Origin of the sequence: Paenibacillus sp. UNC496MF, assembly GCF_900113915.1 — a bacterium.
GTDB lineage: Bacteria > Bacillota > Bacilli > Paenibacillales > Paenibacillaceae > Paenibacillus_Z > Paenibacillus_Z artemisiicola.
Map to the genome: position 1 here is coordinate 927,080 of NZ_FORE01000004.1, position 20,150 is coordinate 947,229.

The 20,150-nt window shown below is 61.7% G+C and carries 17 protein-coding genes; 12 read left to right on the forward strand and 5 right to left on the reverse strand.

Going from position 1 to position 20,150, the window contains the following annotated elements; all coding sequences use genetic code 11:
* Positions 1 to 66 precede the first annotated feature (66 nt).
* Complete coding sequence (locus BMZ79_RS04125; RefSeq protein WP_090636770.1) at positions 67 to 771, reverse strand: spore germination protein; 705 nt, start codon at positions 769 to 771, stop codon at positions 67 to 69.
* Between the two features lie 119 nt (positions 772 to 890).
* Between BMZ79_RS04125 and BMZ79_RS04130 the strand changes: the two genes are divergently transcribed.
* Positions 891 to 1,454, forward strand: a complete 564-nt coding sequence (locus BMZ79_RS04130; RefSeq protein ID WP_090636772.1) for a TetR/AcrR family transcriptional regulator — start codon at positions 891 to 893, stop codon at positions 1,452 to 1,454.
* 210 nt (positions 1,455 to 1,664) lie between these two features.
* On the opposite strand, the gene BMZ79_RS04135 is transcribed toward BMZ79_RS04130, so the two are convergent.
* Positions 1,665 to 3,008: an ATP-binding protein gene (locus BMZ79_RS04135; RefSeq protein WP_090636774.1), complete on the reverse strand. Its 1,344-nt coding sequence runs from the start codon at positions 3,006 to 3,008 to the stop codon at positions 1,665 to 1,667.
* 249 nt (positions 3,009 to 3,257) lie between these two features.
* On the opposite strand from BMZ79_RS04135, the gene BMZ79_RS04140 reads away from it, so the two are divergent.
* The gene (locus BMZ79_RS04140; protein WP_090636777.1) at positions 3,258 to 3,839 is read left to right on the forward strand and encodes a dienelactone hydrolase family protein; all 582 of its coding nucleotides are present in this window, start codon (positions 3,258 to 3,260) and stop codon (positions 3,837 to 3,839) included.
* A 170-nt stretch (positions 3,840 to 4,009) separates the two neighbouring features.
* Here BMZ79_RS04140 and murF read toward each other — a convergent pair whose 3' ends face one another.
* A complete protein-coding gene (gene murF / locus BMZ79_RS04145) occupies positions 4,010 to 5,107 on the reverse strand; it encodes a UDP-N-acetylmuramoyl-tripeptide--D-alanyl-D-alanine ligase (RefSeq protein ID WP_090636779.1) in 1,098 nt (365 codons plus the stop codon).
* A gap of 177 nt (positions 5,108 to 5,284) precedes the next feature.
* Here murF and BMZ79_RS04150 point away from each other — a divergent pair, with 177 nt between their 5' ends.
* The gene (locus tag BMZ79_RS04150; protein WP_177222001.1) at positions 5,285 to 6,433 is read left to right on the forward strand and encodes an aminotransferase class I/II-fold pyridoxal phosphate-dependent enzyme; all 1,149 of its coding nucleotides are present in this window, start codon (positions 5,285 to 5,287) and stop codon (positions 6,431 to 6,433) included.
* Complete coding sequence (locus BMZ79_RS04155) at positions 6,430 to 7,374, forward strand: 2-hydroxyacid dehydrogenase (RefSeq protein ID WP_090636782.1); 945 nt, start codon at positions 6,430 to 6,432, stop codon at positions 7,372 to 7,374. Before BMZ79_RS04150 ends, BMZ79_RS04155 begins: the two co-directional genes overlap by 4 nt.
* 137 nt (positions 7,375 to 7,511) lie before the next feature.
* On the opposite strand, the gene BMZ79_RS34140 is transcribed toward BMZ79_RS04155, so the two are convergent.
* A complete protein-coding gene (locus tag BMZ79_RS34140) occupies positions 7,512 to 7,676 on the reverse strand; it encodes a hypothetical protein (protein ID WP_177222002.1) in 165 nt (54 codons plus the stop codon).
* A 108-nt stretch (positions 7,677 to 7,784) separates the two neighbouring features.
* Between BMZ79_RS34140 and BMZ79_RS04160 the strand changes: the two genes are divergently transcribed.
* Together BMZ79_RS04160 and BMZ79_RS04165 are read left to right on the forward strand one after the other, a co-directional pair.
* Positions 7,785 to 8,027 carry a hypothetical protein gene (locus tag BMZ79_RS04160; protein WP_090636784.1) on the forward strand — a complete coding sequence of 81 codons (243 nt, stop codon included), beginning with the start codon at positions 7,785 to 7,787 and terminating at the stop codon, positions 8,025 to 8,027.
* Positions 8,028 to 8,146: 119 nt separating this feature from the next.
* Complete coding sequence (locus tag BMZ79_RS04165) at positions 8,147 to 8,686, forward strand: cupin domain-containing protein (RefSeq protein ID WP_090636786.1); 540 nt, start codon at positions 8,147 to 8,149, stop codon at positions 8,684 to 8,686.
* A 178-nt stretch (positions 8,687 to 8,864) separates the two neighbouring features.
* Here BMZ79_RS04165 and BMZ79_RS04170 read toward each other — a convergent pair whose 3' ends face one another.
* Complete coding sequence (locus BMZ79_RS04170; protein ID WP_090636788.1) at positions 8,865 to 11,975, reverse strand: discoidin domain-containing protein; 3,111 nt, start codon at positions 11,973 to 11,975, stop codon at positions 8,865 to 8,867.
* Positions 11,976 to 12,260: 285 nt separating this feature from the next.
* Between BMZ79_RS04170 and BMZ79_RS04175 the strand changes: the two genes are divergently transcribed.
* The 6 genes from BMZ79_RS04175 (at position 12,261) to BMZ79_RS04200 (ending at position 20,143) form a co-directional block, all read left to right on the forward strand.
* Positions 12,261 to 13,709, forward strand: coding sequence for a spore germination protein (locus BMZ79_RS04175; RefSeq protein ID WP_090636790.1), 1,449 nt, complete (start codon positions 12,261 to 12,263; stop codon positions 13,707 to 13,709).
* A 7-nt stretch (positions 13,710 to 13,716) separates the two neighbouring features.
* The gene (locus tag BMZ79_RS04180; protein WP_090636793.1) at positions 13,717 to 14,838 is read left to right on the forward strand and encodes a Ger(x)C family spore germination protein; all 1,122 of its coding nucleotides are present in this window, start codon (positions 13,717 to 13,719) and stop codon (positions 14,836 to 14,838) included.
* 15 nt (positions 14,839 to 14,853) lie between these two features.
* Positions 14,854 to 15,957: a GerAB/ArcD/ProY family transporter gene (locus BMZ79_RS04185; protein ID WP_090636795.1), complete on the forward strand. Its 1,104-nt coding sequence runs from the start codon at positions 14,854 to 14,856 to the stop codon at positions 15,955 to 15,957.
* Positions 15,954 to 16,154 (forward strand): hypothetical protein, encoded by a 201-nt coding sequence (locus BMZ79_RS04190; protein ID WP_090636797.1) that lies wholly within the window; start codon positions 15,954 to 15,956, stop codon positions 16,152 to 16,154. Before BMZ79_RS04185 ends, BMZ79_RS04190 begins: the two co-directional genes overlap by 4 nt.
* A gap of 159 nt (positions 16,155 to 16,313) precedes the next feature.
* Positions 16,314 to 17,516, forward strand: coding sequence for a macrolide family glycosyltransferase (locus BMZ79_RS04195; RefSeq protein ID WP_090636799.1), 1,203 nt, complete (start codon positions 16,314 to 16,316; stop codon positions 17,514 to 17,516).
* A gap of 368 nt (positions 17,517 to 17,884) precedes the next feature.
* Positions 17,885 to 20,143 carry an ATP-binding cassette domain-containing protein gene (locus BMZ79_RS04200; RefSeq protein ID WP_090636800.1) on the forward strand — a complete coding sequence of 753 codons (2,259 nt, stop codon included), beginning with the start codon at positions 17,885 to 17,887 and terminating at the stop codon, positions 20,141 to 20,143.
* Positions 20,144 to 20,150 lie beyond the last annotated feature (7 nt).

A 20,150-nucleotide genomic window follows, 5' to 3' on the forward strand; every position in this document is an offset into this window, starting at 1 on the left:
CATTTGGTTTCGCTTTTCATTATAACACCAAATGGTTTCGTGTCAATGACAAAAGGGGGAGAGCCGCTACGCGTCCTGCGCCGCCGGCTTGGCGCGGGCGAGCGAGACGAAATAGAGCAGCAGCGGCAGCAGTACGAGCGGGAGCAGGGACAGCGTCGACCAGGATCTCGCGACGCTTTCCTGCGCGATGACCATGATGGAGTAGCACATCAGCGCCATGACGATGCCGGCCAGCATGACCGGCCAGATCTGGATGTTCTCGTCCCGTAGTCGAAGGACGTGCGACGCGCAACCGATCGTCGCCTGGAACACGCTCAGGACCCGGACGACGTCCGGCCGTTCGGAATTGCTCACCGTCGGGAAGATCGAGAATTGGCTTTCCTGAATCGATTCCTCGATATAATTGCTCTCCAGAATCGCGTCGATATCGATCTTGTCGAGGCGCCGCCTGACTTCCTCCAGCAGTTCCTCCGACACGATCCCGTTCAGGCAGACGACCAGAATGTTCGTCTGCGTCACCCGGCCGATCTTGCGGGGCTCCGCCCACAGCCGACGATCGCGGATCTTGCGCCGGAGCATCGACATGTTCCAGCTCAGCACCTCGGTGAACCCTTCCCGGGGGCCGCGGACGACGGACTGCACGTTCGGCTCTTCGATGCTCCGGGCGTTGATCTTCTGGGTCGAGACGGACAGCGCGCCCGGCTCGCCTTCGATCAGCAGAATGCCGTTGCCGCAGAACAGATGATCATACAGCTCTTCGAAACAGGTCAGTTTCCAGACGTTCCATTTTTTTTATCGCCGACATGAATTTTTCGCTTATTCCGGCGTCCCGCGCCTACTTGACATTCGCGCTTCGCTCGTACTAATGTTAGGGGCAAGAGGTGGAGAGGATGAGCAAGAAGCAGGACATTATGGCGGCCACGCTCGACTTGATTCATGAAGAAGGGCTCCAATCGGTGACCTTCGCCAAGCTGTTCAAGCGAGCCAGCGTCGGAGCCGGCACGATTTATAATTATTTCGCGAATAAAGAGGAACTGGTCAACGCGGTCTACCGGGAGGCGCGGAAGTCGATGGGCGAATTCCTCCTGACGAACTACGATCCGGAGGCGAGCCTGTACGAGCGGTTCAAGCGCCTGCAGCTGAACCGGCTGGAATTCGGCATTCGGCATCCGAAGGAATTCCTGTTCATCGACAGCTTCTCCTTCTCGCCGTATATCTCGCCGGAGCTGCGGGACACGGGCGATCCCAACGCGTCCTCCGAAGTGGTGCTTGCGCTGATCGTGGAAGGACAGAAGCAGGGCGTCGTCAAGGAGATGGATTCCCATTTGTGCCATCAGCTCATGCACGGCATTATCTCGTCCATCCTGAAAGGGTATTACGTGCAGAAATATCCGCTAAGCGAGGTTCAGATTCAGCAGGTGCTGGAGGCGTCGTGGAAAGCGGTTCTCGTCTAATCGGCAGTCCTTCGGAGGGTTCCTCGAAGGGCTGTTTTTCGTTGCGCGGGCGATTTCGGCGAGCGCCCGCGCGCGCGCAAGCGCGCCTCGAAGGCCGCGCATCGCGGCACGAGCGCGCGAAGGTGCCATCTTGTCGCGCAGGGCTTCGCGGCAAAGCAAAAAAACGGCAGCCTGCCGCCAGGTCTGCCGTTTTTCTCGTTTCATGGGCCTTCATGTCCGCGCTTCGCCGCGCTGCGTCAACGGCAGCGTAATGAAATACGCGGTGCCGGCGCCTTCCTTGCTTTGCACGTCGATCTGGCCGTTCATGCCGCGGATGACGCTGAAGATGACCATCGTTCCGAGGCCCGTGCCTTTATCCTTGGTCGAGTAGTAGGGCGATCCGAGCCGGTTGACCTGCGCCTCGCTCATGCCGATTCCGGTGTCGGCAATGGTGATGGTGACCGTTCGCGCTTGGTCGTCGACCGCATACGTCAACGTCAGCTTCCCGCCGCCCGGCATCGCCTCGATGGCATTTTTGCCGATATTGATCACAGCTTGCCTGAACTTGGACTTGCTGCCGTAGACCGTTGCGGACGATTTCAGGTCGGTGACGATTTCGACGTTCTGCAGATTCGCGTAGGAGCTTAAGATCTGGGAGGCTTTCGCGAGCGCTTCCTCCAGGACGATCGGCTCGAGCTTCTCGATCTGCGGCTTCGCGAGCGACAAGTAATCGGTTATGATCGCTTCGGCCCGGTCCAGCTCCTCCAGCGTGATGGCGGAGAATTCCTGCCGCTTCCGGTCATCGAGCGCCGGGTCGGACAGCAGCTGGATGAAGCCGCGGACGGAGGTCAGCGGATTGCGGACTTCATGGGCGACCGACGCCGCGATTTCGCTGACGACCTTCATTTTTTCCGCTTGGATGATGTCCTCCTGCATCCGCTGCTGCGACCGGATCGTCTCGATCATGAACACCAGCATGACCGCCATGACGCACTGCACGAGGATGATCGGAAGGCTGGGAACGAACGACGTCACGAAGAAGGACGTTTTGCCCTCGAGCAGGGCGTACGAGTTGACGACCGTCACGCGCAAAAACAAGCAGGTGCCGAAGACGAGGAGCATCCGCTTCTTGGCGCCCGCTCCCTCGAACCGCTTGAAGACGAACAGCAGCAGGACGACCGTCGGAACCAGGGCGACAGCATAATGGAACAGGTCGATACCGCCCAGCACTAGCCGATAGGCGAGCAGGCTGCCGAACAACAGCAGCGTCGTATACATTCCGCCGTAGAGCGAGCCGATGACGAGCGGAATTCCCCGCAGATCGAGCGCCGAGCCGAAGGCGTTGACCGGAAAGGTCATCGTGATGATCATGGGAATCAAAAACAGAACGTACAGGAAGAAGGGGTTTTTGCGTTTATAGAAAGGACGGTAGAAAATCAAGGGCAAAAAAATGATGAAGGCGTTGAGGATGAAGTCGGAATGAAAGAGCATGGGGCCGTTCCTTTCATGAGTGCTTAGCTTTATTTTCGCGACGGAGCGGTCATTTCCTTTATCCGAGGGAGTTAATTTTTGCATGAACGTACCGCCGCAAGGAAGGAAGACCTGATGGTTAGGAGGCAAGCGGCACGGTCCGCCCGGGTCGCGATGCGGCTTTACAATTGGCGAATCGGGCAATCGGGCATCGAATGCGTACGGCGGTAGCGAACGAATATTCGCCTTTTTCGAACGGCTGGCAGGAAATGACAGGGAAACGTCGAAATAAGGGAGGACAGCTGCGCAACCTATTCAAGCAAGCAAGCAAGCAAACGATCGGAGGAGAAGAGAATGGCCGAAATACTTCTGTTTCACCACGCGCTCGGCGTGACGGCAGGCATCGAAGCGTTCGCCGGCGAACTGAGAAAGGCCGGGCATACGGTACATGTGCCGGATTTGTTCGAGGGCCGCGCGTTCGGTTCGATCGAGGAAGGCATGTCCTACGTGCAAGAGATCGGGTTCGACGCGATTATCGAACGGGGGACGCAAGCGGCCGCCGCGTATCCGCGCGATATCGTTTACGCGGGCTTTTCGCTCGGCGTCCTGCCGGCGCAGAAGCTCGCGCAGACCCGCGAAGGCGGCCGCGGCGCGCTGTTCTTCTATTCCTGCGTGCCGGCTTCGTCGTTCGGAACCGATTGGCCGGCGGAGCTGCCGGTGCAGATCCACGGCATGGACGCCGACCCCTACTTCGTCGACGAAGGCGACATCGACGCGGCGCGCGGGATCGTGGCCGCGGGCAACCGGGCGGAGTTGTTCTTGTACCCGGGCGACGCGCATTACTTCGCCGACAGCAGCTTGGCCTCGTACGACGCGGACGCGGCGGCCTTGCTGACGCGGCGCGTGCTCGAATTCCTCCGGCAATTGGACCGCTGAGCAGGAAGCGGTCAGCGCAAGTACCGGGCAGAGCAAGTCGCCGCCGAGTTGGAGCCGCTGAGCGGTCTTTGGCCGGGCGACAAGCGAATCGATCGGTTCGAAGCCCCAAAAAAGCCGCTGGCGCAGCGGCTTTTTTAGCTGGCGCCTCCCGCGGGCGCGCCTCCCGTTAATTACTTCCTCGCAAACCGGCTTTTCAGGAAGGCGACGGTTCGCTCCAGCTTCAAAAGGTGGGTTCCCTTCACCAGGATCGCGGTATGCGGCTTTAACGTGCCGGCCAGCGCGCGAAGGAGCGGCGGCCGCGAGCCGAAGCTGCGAATGCGGGAAGCGGGGAAGCCCGCTTGCTTGGCGCCCGCCGCCACGTAGCGCGCGAGCTTGCCGATCGTATAGAGCCGCGTGAGCTTCTTCTTCGCGGCGTACCGGCCCACGTCGAGATGCGCCGCGCGCGCGCGGGTTCCCATGTCCTTCATGTAGCCGATGACGGCGACCTTATGGGTCCGGCGCACCTCGGCGAGCGTGTCGAGAGCGGCCTTGGTCGCATCGGGATTGGAGCTGAACGTGTCGTCGATCAGCAGCATGTTCCCCCGCAGCCGCGTCCGGACCAGCCGGCGATACGGAATGGGATAGTGCTTCAATCCGGCGCGAATGACGCTCGCCGGCATGCCCAGCCGATGCGCGATGGCGATCGCGTTCAGCGCGTTGTAGACGTTGTGCACCCCGAGACAAGGAATGAAGAACCGTTCGTCCTTGCCCCCCAGCCGAACACGGAACGAAATCCCCCGGTCCGAGACGCGAATGCCCCGCGCCCGGTAATCGGCTTTGCGGCGGATGCCCACCTTCAGCAGCGTGCCCCGGAAGCCTTTCACGGTCAATAGCCGCGAGTTCTTGTCGTCCGCGTTCAACACGAGCGTTCCGGCGGGATTCATGTAGCGGATCAGCTCCGATTTCGCGGCCGCGATGCCCTGCACGCGGTTGCCGACGTTGCCGATATGCGCCGTCCCGACGTTGGTGATGACGCTGAAGCCGGGGCGGATCAAGCGGCAGTGCCGGCGGATATCGCCCTTGCGGAGCATGCCGAACTCGAGCACGACCGCCCGGTGGCGCGCCCGAATGCGCTTGATGTGCTTGCGGGTGCCCGCCGGCGTGTTCCAATTCGACGGGGTCTTGAAGATCGTCCAGCGTCTCCGCAGGATGGACGCGATCATTTCTTTCGTGGTCGTTTTACCCGCGCTTCCGGTGACGGCGATCACGGGAATGTTCCGATCCGGCATGCCCAATTCCACCTTTTTTATGGATGAATGTGCTGTAGTCTACGCAGCAAGGGCGGGGAAGGCGTGGGTATTTGGAAGAAAATGGGCATCTGCCGGAGGGCGGCGGCCGCGCTCGGCGATATAGTGTAGAAGTGTGGGAGAATCGACACTTCAATCTATCGAGCGGAGCGTGAACGCGTGAAAATCGTAGGGCGCTTGCCCAATTTGACGAGATACGAGTCTATCGGCATCAACCAGCCTTACAACGTGGCCGACGGCCACGCGCATCAACCGCAGACGCCGACGCAGCGGCAGATCGTCGGACGGCTGCCGGAGCTGTTCGACGAGGCGGAGACCGCCAAGCAAAGAGAGCTGGAAGAGGCGTTCCGGCACGCGTTTTATGCGCTGGCCGGCCAGCGGACCGCCATGAGCCTGGAGCGGACGTTGTTCTGCTACTCGGCTTCGCTGTCCACGGACTTGATCGCGACGTACCTGAATTCGCGCGGGCTCTCGGTCGCGCTGCTGCATCCCTGCTTCGACAATCTGGCCACGCTGCTGCGGAGGCGCAATGTCGCGCTGACGACGCTGCACGAGGAGGACCTCGGGCCGGACCGGATGGATCAGACCTTTGCCGGACTCGCGGAAGACGCGGTGTTCATCACGCTGCCCAATAACCCGACGGGCTTCGAGCTGCCGCGGGAAGCGTGGGAGCGGATCGTCGCGCTCTGCGGACGTTACGGCAAGCTGCTCATCGTCGACTGCACGTTCCGGTTCTTCTCGCGGACGCCGGCCTGGGACCAGTACGAGCTGCTCGAGCAATCCAAAATCGGCTACATGATGGTAGAGGATACGGGGAAGACCTGGCCGACCCAAGACTTGAAATGCAGCATCTTGGCGATGAGCGAGGATCTGGAGGCGGACGTGCTCGAGCTGCATAACGACATTCTGCTCAACGTGTCGCCGTTCATCTTGCGGCTGCTGGCCGAATACGTGAAGGATACGGCGCGCGAGGGGCTGGCCGCCTCGATATGGGAACCGATCGACCGCAACCGCGACGCGATTCGGGAGGCCGTTCGCGCGTCCGGGCTGATCGTGGTCAACCCGGATTCCAAGATCAGCGTCGAATGGCTCCGCATCGCGGACCCGCGGATTCGCAGCGTGGACCTGGTGGACCGCCTGCGGCGGGTCGGACTCGGGATCCTGCCCGGCGACCATTTCTACTGGCAGGACCACGGCATCGGCGAACGTTATATCCGGGTCGCGCTGGCCCGGTGCCCGGAAATGTTCGCGAAGGCGTGCGCCGTGCTGAAGTCGGCGATCGCCGAGGACGAGGCGGAGCAGGCGTGAGAATCATCTATCTGGACGAACCGACGTACTTGCCGGACGACTTCGCGCGCGAGATGGCGCGTCTGGGCGAATTCGAAGTCTTCGCCGACCGGCCGGACCGACCGACCGCGCTGGCGCGGCTGGCGAACGCGGACGTGGCGATCGTGGAATGGACCCGGCTTCGCGACCTGGATTTCGGCCGGTTCGATCGGCTGAAGCATATCGCCCTCGTCATGACCGGCTGCGACCTGGTCGATCTCGAAGCGGCCGGCGCCGCGGGGATCTCGGTCTCGAATTGTCCGACGTATTCGGCGCAGTCGGTGGCGGAGCACGTGTTCGCGCTGCTGCTCGCCGTGAATCGCCGCCTCTTTCAGGCGGATCGTCTCGTCCGGCGGGGGGAGAGCCACGTCTACGGCCCGTTCCTCGCCGGCGAGCTGGCCGGGCAGACGATGGGATTGATCGGGACCGGCCGCATCGGGCAGGCGGTAGCGCGGATCGCCCGGGGATTCGGGATGCGGGTCGTCGGCGCGAACCGATCCGGCCGGGCGGTTCCGGACGTGGAGGCGCTGGATATCCGGGACGTGATGCGGCTGAGCGACGTCGTCTCGGTGCAGGTGCCGTTCACGGCCACAACGAAGGGCTTGATCACCGCCGAGCTGCTGGGCTCGATGAAGAAGTCGGCCCTGTTCGTCAATACGAGCCGGGCCGGGCTGGTGGACGAGGCGGCGCTGTTCGCGCTGCTGCGGGACGGCGGCATCCGCGGCGCGGGGCTGGACGACGTGGTGCGGACAGCGGACAATCCGCTGTACGGCCTCGATAACGTCGTCTTGACGCCGGGGACGGCGTGGTACACGGAAACCGCCCGGGAAGCGAACATGACGGAGCTGCTGGACACGGTTCGGGCGTACGTCGGCGGAACGCCGCGGAATATCGTCAACGGATCGTATCTGCGGAAGGCTTGAGCATGCGGGAATCACGAGAAACGGGCGGAAGCATCTGCCTCCGCCTGTTTGGCCCTCAACCGCCGACCTTGTCGATTGATGGATAATAAAGGGTTTTCCGCCCGGTTTGCGAATACGTCAACATGGCGCGCGCCCGGTTATTTGCGGTTCAAGCGCAGCCCGACGATGCCGAGCACGATCGCGCAGACGCCGACCACGAGATACATGCCGACCGTGAACCCGTTCGGCGCGTTCAAGGTCAATAAGATGCAGCACGACCCCAAGATGAGGCAAATGACGCTGAGTATGGTGCGTTTATTCATGCGATCGACTCCTTGCGGCTTCGGTAGCCTAATCCAGCTCCTCATGTCCTATTCTACAGATTGCGGCCGGGAGAAACAAACGAAGCCGCTACGATCGGAGGAATCGTCATGCGCAATACGGATAAGCGGGACCGGCTGAGCGAGGACGTGTTTACGTACCGGCTTACGAAGGACGCGAAAGTCTTGCTCTATTGGAAAGGAAAGCCCGTGACGACGCTCGCCGGCAAAGCGGGCGAGAAGTTTATGAAAGCCATCGCGGGCAAAGGCCATCTGGACGCGCAGCTGGTCATGGCGAAGGCGACCGGAAATTTCAAGCACGGGAACGAGAAGGATCATCGTTCGGAGTCGTAGGCCCGACACGAAACCTTTACCTTTTTCGACATGCCCATCGATAGACATATCATAATTAAAGGCAGTAGTATGGTACCTATAGGCTACATACACCTTCCTCGGGCAAGGAGGCTGCCGGCATGGCAAACGCAAGTCGAGCGATCGTGAACCCGCACAGCGGACAACGGATGGTCTTCCGCAAGACCGGGAAGGACACGAACGGCGAAATGGTCGAGATCGAAAGCTTCAATCCGTCGTCGGCGCAGCGGGAGCCGATGCATATTCATCCCAAGCAGAAAAGCTCCTGCGAAGTCCTTGCCGGCATCGTGCATTTCCTCGTGGACGGCAAGACCCATGTGCTCAAGGCCGGCGACAAGCTGGAGATCCCGTCCGGCGTGCCGCATTATTTCTGGAACGAAGACCCGGAAGAGGCGCATACGATCCAGCGGTTCTATCCCGCGCTCGACATCGACGGCTTCTTCGCCAGCTACTTCGCGCTCGCGAGTACCGTCAAGATCGGCAAGAACGGTACGCCGAGCTTGCTCCGCATGGCGCGGCCGGCGCTGCATTACCGCAATGAAATCCGCATCGTCAATCCGCCGTGGCCCGTGCAGAGAGCTCTGTTCGGCGTACTCGCGCCCATCGCCGGGATGCTGGGGTATCCGAAGACGTATACGTAACCCGGGCTTGCCGTATCGGCCGGCGCGAACAGGAGGGAGCGTCCGTCGCTTCACGTATCCGCTGCGCAGCCGCGCGGTGCAGTCGCCTATCCGGGCAAGCCAACCTAGGCCGACAAAAGGGGCCGAACGTCATCGCCATGACGTTCGGCCCCTTATTCATGTTAGCGCCAAGATCGGTTTATTTGTAAATTGTAAAGATGTAATCGGTGTCCGTCTGCTGCTGCCAAGTCTGTCCGCCGTCGCCGGAATATTGGGCGATGCCGCCGGCGTATACGTCTTGGTTGACGTAGCCCAGTCCGTACTTGTTGTCCGTCGAGCCGTCGTCCTTCGCGTTCGGCGAGCGGAAGATCAGACCGTACTTCTTGCTCGTATCAAGCCCGGTCAGCCGAGGGAAGATCGAGTACGGCTGCGGCGAGCCGACGATGTTGTACGGCGGAATGGCCGTCGTGAACAACGTCCTCGCCGGCTTCAGGCCGGCATCCAATTCCACGATGTCGATGTAGAGATTATCTTCCGGCACCTTGTTGACGTAGCTCTCGTAGAAGTACACGTCGAGCTTCGGCAGGGAGCCGCTCGTCAGCGAGAACGTCTGCATCCGCTGCACTTGGCCGCGAAGGTCCGAGTAGCCCGCGAACGGAACGCCGCTGTCGTCTTGGGCGATGACGGAGCCCGTATTGCCCGGCACGTCGTAGACTTCGATCTCGTTCATCGAGTCGAGCCAGTGGCTCGTTTTCATGACGAGCCGGATTTTGGACGTCGTGACGGTCGGGAAGTCGAGCTGCCGGCGATCGCCGAGGATCATGCCCTTCGTCAGGTCGACGTACTTGGACGAAGCGTCGTCCCAATATTGCAGCGCGTACTCCCACGTCTCGTATTCCTGCTTGCCGTAGCCGTGCTCGTACACCACGACGCGGTTGGCGGCCGTCGGCGCGCCGAAATTGATCTCGACCCATTGGTTCGCGAAATTACCGTCGTTCCAAGCGGCGCTCCAGCGGGTCGAGACGTCGCCGTCGATGATCTTGGACGCGCTCGTGCTCCCGTCGTACTCGGAGGAAGCCGTCGCGGTGACGCCCGCGCCGCGCGCCAGGTTGACGGGCGCGTCGACGCCGGCGCGGGAGCCGTTGTCGGCGATCCGGAGGATGACGGACTCGCCCGGCTTCAGCGTGCGCGAATAGCTGCCCTTGAACGCGCCGAGCTTCGTCTCGCCGTACACGTCGGTCAAGACGTACGGCACGTGTTCCTTCAATTGCAGATCCTTGAAGTTGACGACGACGGGAGCGCTGGTGTTCATATCCCAGTTGGAGAGGCTCACGATCGTGTCGCCGTGCTTGTCCCGGTTGTCCTTCATGTAGAGAACGGCAGGGGAATGCTCGCCTTTATGATAGAAGTTCGTCATGTCGACCGGCCTTGCGGCCTGCCCGAGATCGGCGATTTCCATCAAACCCTTGTTCATGACGATCGTTTTCATTCGGTCTTCCGCGATGAACGGGACGAGGTCGCCGAGCAGCAAGTGGCCGCCGCCCATGACGATGGCAGTGGAGAGGAGCGTCGCTTGGTTCAGCGTCGTTTTGCCGTAGACGCCCTGCACGACGTTCTCCAGAATGGCCATGTCGGCGTCGTTATATTGATACAGCGTGCCGTTCGTCCACCAGGAAGCCGCCGCGTTCAGCGCCTGGCGCTCCATGCCCGAATAATGCAGGCCCGCATTGTCGTTCAGGCCGATCGAAGTATCGCAGCCCGTTCTTCGGCCGTGGGCATAGCCGGAAGGGAGGAGCGGCGCGATCGATTCGTCGATGAAGATCCGCTGCGGCGCGGCGAGCAGCGCGTCGCGCATGACCTGCATGCCGATGCGGTACGCCTGCATGCCGTTCTTGGTCTTGTCGTGGAAGCTGCCCTCGAACATGCCGAAATCGAGGAAGTCGAGCTTGGCGTAATCGAAGCCGGGCTCCACGAAGTAATAGTCCATGAGCCATTTCAAGTAAGCCTGCCCGCCGGGATGCGTCGCGTCGACGATCGGCGTGTTGAGGTACGACATGACGATGTTGCCGTTCGCGTCCTTCAAGGCGATGTCCCCGTACGTGTACGCGGTCGTCGGCACCGTGTCCGTCAGCTTGTCCCAGATGGCGAACGGAGCGGCGTACGAGCCGGCCTTCAGGCCTTTGCCGTGCACGAAATTCACGTAATCGTGGAGGTTGTCGAGAACCGGCTTGTCCTTGACGCCTTGGTAGCAGCAATCCAAGTTGATATAGGTGTAGCCGAGCGACTTCAGGTGATCGGCGTAATAATCCGTCATGCCGAACAGCGCGTCGGCCGTGCCGTAATCGCCCACGTAGTAGTTGTAGTAGGAATTATAGCCCTTCGGCACGGGCTCGCTCCATGGCAGCATCGGTTCGCCGACGGCGTAGACGCTGCCGAACGTCTCGAGCCCGGTCCGGTAGTCGTCGAAGTAGCCGAGGAAGAAGCGGTCCGACGAAACCGAGGCGCCGCTTTGCTGGCCGCCGGCGTTATATACGGAGAATCCGGTCAGCGGCCCGCCCGCCGTCGCCGCCTGGCCGAGATGCTGCATGCTCTTCCAGTTCGTCGTCGTGGCCGCGCCCGCGATGACGCCTTGTTTGCCGGCGTTGTCGAACATGCCCGCGACCCAGTAGCTCGTGCCGTTGAACGGTCCCCAGACGTCGTTCACGCCGGCCGGCTTGTCGTAGCCGTTTTGGCTCTTGCCGAAGTCGTTGACCGGCGCGACGCCGAAGTCGTAGTTGTTCGTGTACGGCGTCGTATAGATCCGCTTGTCGGCGCCCGCGCCGATATCCAGATTATCCGCCGCGATCGGCTCCAGCACGGCGATGTTCTGGCTCTCCGCCCGGTTCACCGTCATGTCCGCGAGGAGATACGACTGATTGTCGTACATCGTCAGCCGGAGCACGATCGTCGAGCCCGAGTCCAAGGCGTTCGTAATCGTCAGCCGCTGGCCGTTCTTGCCGTATTTATCGCTGCCCACGGAAGACCAAGCCGCCGTCCGCGTGCCGGGATCGTACGAGTGGATGCGATCCGTCGAGCCGGCAAGCTCGTAATCCGAGTAAAAATCCGCGATGAGCGTCGTGCCGCCTTGCTTGAAACTTCCCCGGCCGGACGAGAGGTCGTAGCTGACGGCGATTTTGTCGTTGACAGCGGTTACAATATTGCCCGTTTGCGAAACCTTGATGCGTTCGGCATCGGCATGCGCACGACCGCCGGGCATCATGACGGAAAACAGGAAGATCAAAGCGAAAAGTCCTAGAAGGTTCCGTTTCATTCCTCAATTTCCTCCTACCTGAGTGATAATCGTCGATCCAATCTCGCTAGCCGGCCTGCGCCGCGTACGTCCGAAGGCGCTCTCGGCCGTGGCTAGCGCCATACGCTCCTTTCCAATAATTGTACGTCTTGCCGTACTAGAGCCTATCTTACTGTCCGGCCGCCGGAAGCATAATGTAAAATTTTGTGCTGGCGATGTTCAATATTTTGCAACCGCCCGCCCGGAATGAACGCCATCCATTCTGGAAACCCTGACTGAAAGGAAGAGGGAGGGGAAATTTTCCACATGAACAAGCAACGCCAGGACCTCGCGGAAGCGGTCATGGAACGGCTGGGCGTCTCCCCGGACGTCGTATGCCGCCGGCTTCGGACGCGGGAAGGACTCGAGGTTTCCTGCCTTTATCTATCCTCGCTCGTCGACCAGAAGCTGGTGGACGAGGTCATTATCCGTCCGATTCTGAACGCCGCGCGGGAGCCGGATGCGGGCAGCCCGGGCGGCGAGCCGTCCGACTGGCTGCAGGATCGCATTTTCCATGGGCAAGTGAAGGCGAAGGACGGGCTCGACGCCTGCGTGGAAGCGGTGCTGGACGGTCATGCGCTGATCGTTCTTCCGGAGCGCCGGGCGCTGGCCATGGACGTTTGCAAACGGGAACAGCGCAGCGTGGAGGAACCGAGCACGGAATCGGCGATCCGCGGACCGCGGGAGGGGTTCGTGGAGGATCTGATCCGCAATCTGTCCCTCATCCGCAAGCGCGTGAAGAGCGACAAGCTCGTCTTCGAACCGATGGTGATCGGGACGGAGACGAAAACGATCGTCTGCCTGGCCTATATGCGCGGCATCGCCTCGGATCGGCTGGTGGACGAATTTCGCGCGCGGCTCCGGGCCATTCAAACCGACAGCATTTTGGAGAGCGCCTACATCGAGGAATGGATTCAGGACAAGGCTCTGACGCCGTTCCCCCAATTGATGGCCACCGAGCGCCCGGACGCGGTCGCCGCGAAATTGCTGGAAGGGCAGGCGGCGGTGCTGACCGATGGGACGCCGATCGCGCTTGCCGGGCCGCTGACGTTCTTCCAGCTCTTCGCCACGCCCGAGGACTACTACCAGCGCGCCGATATCGCGACGCTGCTGCGCTGGCTCCGGATGGCCGCCTTTCTGCTGTCGATTTTCATACCTGCGCTCTATGTTTCGGTCGTCAGCTATCACCAGGAGCTGCTCCCGACGCCGCTGCTGGCGAGCTTGGCCGCCCAGCGGGAAGGGGTGCCTTTCCCGGCGTTTCTCGAGACGATGATGATGATGCTCACGTTCGAAATCCTGCGGGAGGCCGGGCTTCGGATGCCGCGGATCGCCGGACAGGCGATCTCCATCGTCGGCGCGCTCGTGCTCGGCCAAGCGGCGGTGGAGGCGGGGATCGTCTCCGCGGCTATCGTCATCGTCGTCTCGCTCACCGCGATTTGCAATTTCGTATCGCCCATGTACAGCTTCGGCATCGCGCAGCGGATCGTGCAGTTCGCGTTCTTGCTTCTCGCGGGCACGCTGGGCTTGTTCGGACTGATGTGCGGCTTCTTTTTCCTGCTGATCCATCTCGCGTCGCTGCGTTCGTTCGGCGTCCGGTATTTCGCGCCGTTCGCGCCGCTCTACCTGCCCGATTGGAAGGATACGTTCGTGCGCGCGCCAAGGCCGGCGATGAGCCGGCGCCCGGCCATGCTGCGGCCGGGAAAGTCCAAGCGGTGAGCGGCTTATGACACGTCTGCGGATGCTGTTGGCCGTCATGCTGCTGCTGCTGTGCACGGGCTGCTGGGATATGCGGGAAATCAATCGGCTGGCCATCGTGAACCTGACCGCGGTCGACATCGATCCGAAGACCGGCAAGCTCGTCGCGTACTACCAGGTGATCAATCCGACGAGCATATCGGCCAAGCAATCCGGGCCGGCGAAAGCGTCCGTGTATACGTACTCGGTCACGGAAGACAGCCCCGGCTTGTTCACCGAGAAGACGGGCACGATCATGTCGCGGATGCTGTTCACGCCTCACTTGCAGTGCTACGTGCTCACGGAACGGTACGCGCGAAGAGGGCTCAACGATTTGATCAACTATTTGGAAATGTACACCGACAGACGGACCAACGTGTATGCCGTCGTCACCGACGCGCCGCTGAACAACGTCATGGATACCTTCACGCCGCTCGACCGGATCCCCGGGCGCAATCTCCGGATGCTGATCGACTGGCAGTCGCGATTGATCGGCATGAACCGCAAGCTGACGCAGGTAAAGGATATCGCGGAGGGGATTCCGCTCAGCCGGCCGACGATCATCCCGATGCTGCATTACCATGGCGACCGGCCGGCCTCCCAGTCGGATCGCGTAGAGCGCATCGAAGGAGCGAATCCCGGCTTCGAGCTCGCCGACGGCGCGGTGTTCGTCCATGCGAAAATGACGGGAAAAGTCGATCGCAACGCGATGACGCTCTATTTCGTGCTGAACGGCGAAGCAAGCCGGGGCTTCGAACGCCTGACCGTGAACGGCGCCGACGTGGACGTGGAAGCCAGTCATATCAAGGTCAGCCGGCACTGGGGACCGTCGCGGCTTCGCATCGCGATCCGCGCGGATCTGCGGGTGTTGTTCAATCAGCAGAAGATCCCGCTTACCTCGCGGAACGCTCGCGAGATCGAGTCGGCGTATAACCGGACGCTGCGGCAGCGCGCCGAAGATTTCGTCCGGCTGGCGAAGGACAAGGATTGGGATCTGCTCGGCATCGGCGATACGCGGCAGGGCCGCGGCAAGTGGCGGGACGTCGACGTGACGTTCGACGTTCAAGCCAAGGCGATCTGGTTCGGCAACACGAGAACGCCTTATCAATAAGGAGAGAGGGACGACATGGAAAAACCTGAGCAGCTCGGCGGCTGGCCTTTAATCGCGATGACGGCCGCGTTCGTCGCGGGGACGACGTTCATCCTGCTTCCCGTCGGGCTGATCTCCGCGGCGCGGCAGTACGGCTGGGTCGTCGAATTGTGGAGCGTGCTGTTCGGCGTGATCGCCGGCGCCTTCTGGCTGTACGTGGCGAGCCGGTATCCCGGGATGACGCTCGTCCAAATCGCCCGGCGCGCCCTCGGCAAGTACGCGGGAGGCGCGGTGGCTGTCTGCTATATCGCGTTTTTCGTTCAGCTCGCGGCTTGGGTGACGCGCAACATGAGCGACTACATGCAGATTAACCTGATGCCCCGTACCCCGATCGCCATCTTCACTATCGTCGCGTTGGTGGTATGCGCCTACGCGGTCATCAAGGGCATCGATACGATCGCGCTGGTGAGCGTGGTGATTCTTCCGTTTCTGACCATCGCGTATTGGACGCCGTTTACGGTCATGCTCCGGGAATGGGACTGGCGGAACTTCGACTATCCCGGGACGTTCGAATGGTGGCCGACGTTCGCGCAGACGAAGTACGCGCTCGGCTTTCCGTTCATGGAGACCGTCGCGTTCCTGATGGCGTTCCCGCTGGTGCGGCGGCGGCGCGGCGCCGCCTTCCTGGGCGGCATCGTCTTCATGGGCCTTCAGCTCGCGCTGTCGCTCTTCTTCACCGTCGGCATCCTCGGCGTATACCGGGGGTCGCATCTGACGTATCCCATCTATATCATTTTCCGCGAAATGGAATTTTCCAATCTGATCGAGCATCTGGAGGCCGTCGTATCCGTGACCGCGCTGCTCCTCGTGTTCGTGAAGCTCAGCGTGCTGTTCTCCTTCGCCGTGACGGCGATCTGCCAGCTGTTCGCCGTCGAGAACCGCGCGGCCATCGCGTATCCGCTCGTCTGGGTCATCTCCGCGTACGCGCTCTTCTTCGCCAATATCGTCGAGAACGCGGAATGGGGCGAACGCTATTTGTTCTACTACTACGTGCCGTTCGCGTTCGGATTTCCGCTCCTGTTCCTCGTCGTCTCCTGGTTTCGCGGCCGGGCCGATCGTTCGAAGGAGGCGGAGGCATGATCTGGCTCGTCCTGCTGTACGCCGCGTTTCTCGTCGCCGGGTTCATCGCCATGAAAGCCATGCGCGCGACCCGGAAAGAAAAAGTGTTGTTCGTGACCATTACGACGATCGGCGGCATCTTGTGGGCGAGCTTGCTTCTGCATCGGCCGCTCGACGTCAACCGGGCCATTGCAACCGTCATCGATTATTTCCTGTGACGTATGCGGCGCGCGAATCGGGTAGCATGACGAACGTTCGGAGGCTGCAGGCTTGTCCGGCGATCCGCTTCCCTTCATAATGAATGCGAGCGGTTCGAGGTCTCGTTACGGCTACGAACCGCATCTTGTTCCGGCCCCGATAGCCGAAGGAGTGAGCGCATGGCGCGCGTATTGGTGATCAACCCCGGATCGGAGGGGCATGTCAATCCGACCCTTGGCGTGGTGCGGGAGCTCGCGTCCCGCGGGGAAGAGGTCGTGTATTTTTGCATCGAAGCCTATCGGGAACGGGTGGAGGAGACGGGCGCCGAAGTCCGGACGATCGACGAAGGGAAGTTCGTTCAAGCCTTCCTCTCCGGCGGAAGAACCACGCTGCTGGAACGGGTGAACGGGCTGCTGCTGACGGCGGACGTCGTCGTGCCGAGCGTGCTGGCGCAGATCGAAGGCGAGCGGTTCGATTACCTCGTGCACGATTCCATGTTCGGCTGCGGACGGCTGCTCGCGCGGCTGCTGAAGCTGCCGGCGGTCTGCTCGTGCACGTCGTTTGCCCAGACGGAAGCCTCTTTCGGACGCGTATTGGCCGCTTCCGCCGCGCGGGTGCCGGCCGAAATCTCCGCGTCGATGAACGAAACCTACCACCGCCTGGCGGAGAAAACGAAGGCCGACTATGGCGTCGGGATCGGCTCGCCGTACGAGGCGTTCTGCAACCCCGCGCCGCTGACGATCGTGTACACGACGCGGGCGTTTCAGCCGGACGGCGGCGCCTTCGGCCCCTCGCATCGCTTCGTAGGCCCGTCGATCGCTCCGCGCGCCGCGGCGGACGACGTCGATTTGGCAGCGCTGAAGGCGAAGCAGACGATCTATATCTCGCTCGGCACCGTATTCAACCAGGCCGCCGATTTTTACCGGCTTTGCTTCGAGGCGCTGGGGAACACGGAGCATGCGGTCGTCCTCTCGATCGGGAGCCGGGTCCGGGCGGAGGAGCTGGGAGACATTCCGGATAACTTCGTCGTCCGGCCGTACGTACCGCAAACCAACGTGCTGCAAAGCGCGAAGCTGTTCGTCACGCACGGCGGAATGAACGGCGTTCACGAAGCCCTCTATTACGGCGTGCCGCTCGTCGTCATTCCGCAAAGCGCGGATCAGCCGATCGTCGCGGGACAAGTCGCCCGAATCGGAGCGGGCGTTCGTCTGGAGACGCAAGAGTTGACCGCCGCGCGGCTTCGCGAAGCGGTCGAACATGTCTTGGGCGAATCTTCCTATCGGGAAGCCGCGGCGGCGATGCAGGCGTCCTTGCGGGAATCGGGCGGATATCGGCAAGCGGCGGACGAAATACTGGCATTCCGGGATCGCCAACGCCATTAAAGCAAGCGCGCGTACGGCCTTCGGCAAGCGCGCCGCCGAATTGCGGTTCCCCTCCAGCCAACGGAAAACAGCCGGGTCAATCGACCGGCTGTTTTCCGTTCGCTGGACGAACGGGAGCGGCGAGCCGCGAAGCTGCTCGCGGAGTAATCTTCTCGATCCTTGCGGTCCTGAAACGCAGCGCATGGCGCTTCGCGTTAACCGGCTGCGTCCGGCTTGCAGCCGGTTTGCGCGTTGTCGGGCCTTTCGATCCCGGCATCGGATTACCCAAGATTTTATTTCGTATTTTCTTCCATTCGGGGCCGCCGTCGTTTCCGGATGAATGGTACAATGTGATGGACCCGACAAAAACCAAGCGAAAGGAACGAAGCATGAGCGAATCCAATCAGGAGTATATCGTCATCTCCGGCGCGAGGGAAAACAATCTCAAAAACGTCTCCTTGCGCATCCCGAAGCGGCAAATTTCCATTTTCACCGGCGTATCCGGCTCCGGCAAGTCGTCGATCGTCTTCGATACGATCGCCGCGGAATCCACGCGCCTGCTGAACGAGAACTTCAGCATGTTCGTGCGCACGTTCCTGCCCCGCGTTCCGCAGCCGGATACGGACGCGATCGAGAACCTGAGCATGGCCGTCATCGTCGACCAGAAACGGCTCGGCGGCGGATCCCACTCCACGATGGGCACGATTACCGACATTTCGCCCATCCTCCGCCTGCTCTTCTCCCGCGTGGGCCAGCCCCGCGTGGGACCGGTGAATCTGTTCTCGTTCAACGATCCCCAAGGCATGTGCCCCGAGTGCAACGGCCTCGGACGCCGGCTCGGCGTCGACCTGGACAAGGCGGTGGACCTGTCCAAGTCGCTCAGCGAAGGCGCGCTCCTGCTGCCGGGCTATACGGTGGACGGCTGGGATTGGAACATGATCGTGCAGTCGGGCTTCGATCCCGCCAAGAAGCTGAGCGACTATTCGGAAGCGGAAATGGATGAGCTGCTCTACGCCAAAGCGAAAAAAGTCGAGACGCAGTTCGCCGGGAAACCCGTCAACATCACGGTGGAAGGCATCATCGAGAAGTTTACCAACAAGTACATCAAGCAGGACGTGAAGACGAAATCCGAGCGCACCCAGCAAACCGTGGCGCCGTTCATCTCCGAGGGCCCCTGCGCGAGCTGCCGCGGCGCGCGGCTCAGCCAGGCGGCGCTCGGCTGCCGAATCAACGGCTTGAACATCGCGGAGATGTCCGCCATGGAAGTCGGCCGGCTCATCCGCGCCGTGCGGGAAATCGCGGACCCGGTCGCCGCGCCGATCGTGAAATCGCTGGCGGAGCGCTTGCAGCATCTCGTCGACATCGGCCTCGATTATTTGACGCTGGACCGCGAGACGGACACGCTATCCGGCGGCGAGTCGCAGCGCGTCAAGATGGTGAAGCATCTGAGCGGCAGTCTCGTGGACGTGACGTACATCTTCGACGAGCCGAGCGTCGGCCTGCATCCCCGCGACGTGCACCGGCTGAACGACCTGCTGCGCAAGCTGCGCGACAAGGGCAACACCGTCATCGTCGTCGAGCACGATCCCGACGTCATCAAGGTGGCGGACCATATCGTCGACGTCGGGCCGCACGCCGGCAGCCGCGGCGGCAATATCGTGTACGAAGGGAGCCTCCAGGGCTTATTGGAGGCGGATACGCTGACGGGCACCCACATGAAGCGGCCGCTTCGGCTGAAGCAGGATTGCAGGCGGCCGGCCGGCAAGCTGTCCGTCAAGGACGCCCGGCTGCATAACCTCCGGAACGTCAGCGTGGACATCCCGACGGGCGTGCTGACCGTCGTGACGGGCGTCGCGGGCTCGGGCAAGAGCACGCTGATCAACGACGTGTTCCTCGGCCAGCACCCGGACGCCATCGTCATCGACCAATCGGCGATCGGCGTGTCGACGCGCTCGAATCCGGCAACCTATACGGGCATCATGGACGACGTGCGCAAGGCGTTCGCTTCCGCGAACAAGGTGAACCAAGGCTTGTTCAGCTTCAATTCCAAGGGCGCCTGCGAGAACTGCCAAGGGCTCGGCGTGGTGTACACGGACCTTGCGTTCCTCGACAGCGTGAAGCTGCCGTGCGAAGCATGCGGAGGCAGACGGTTCAAGGAAGAGGTGCTCGCGTACAAGCTGAACGGCAAGTCCATCGCCGACGTGCTGGAAATGACGGTGGAGCAGGCGCGCGAGTTCTTCCAGCTGAAAGAAGTCGTGCGCAAGCTTCAGGCGATGAGCGACGTGGGGCTGAACTACATCACGCTCGGCCAGCCGCTCAGCACGCTCTCGGGCGGGGAATGCCAGCGCATCAAGCTCGCGAGCGAGCTGCACAAGAAGGGCAGCATCTACGTGATGGACGAGCCGACGACCGGCTTGCACATGTCGGATATCGGGCTGCTGCAGGCCATCATGGACCGGCTCGTCGACGCCGGCAATACGGTCATCGTCATCGAGCACAACCTCGACGTGATCAGCCAAGCGGATTGGATCATCGACATGGGTCCGGACGGCGGCAGCAGGGGCGGCCAGGTCGTGTTCGAGGGCCCGCCGTCCGAGATCGTCCGCGCGGAGCATTCAATCACGGGACGTTACTTAAGCGCAGAATAAGCTTCAT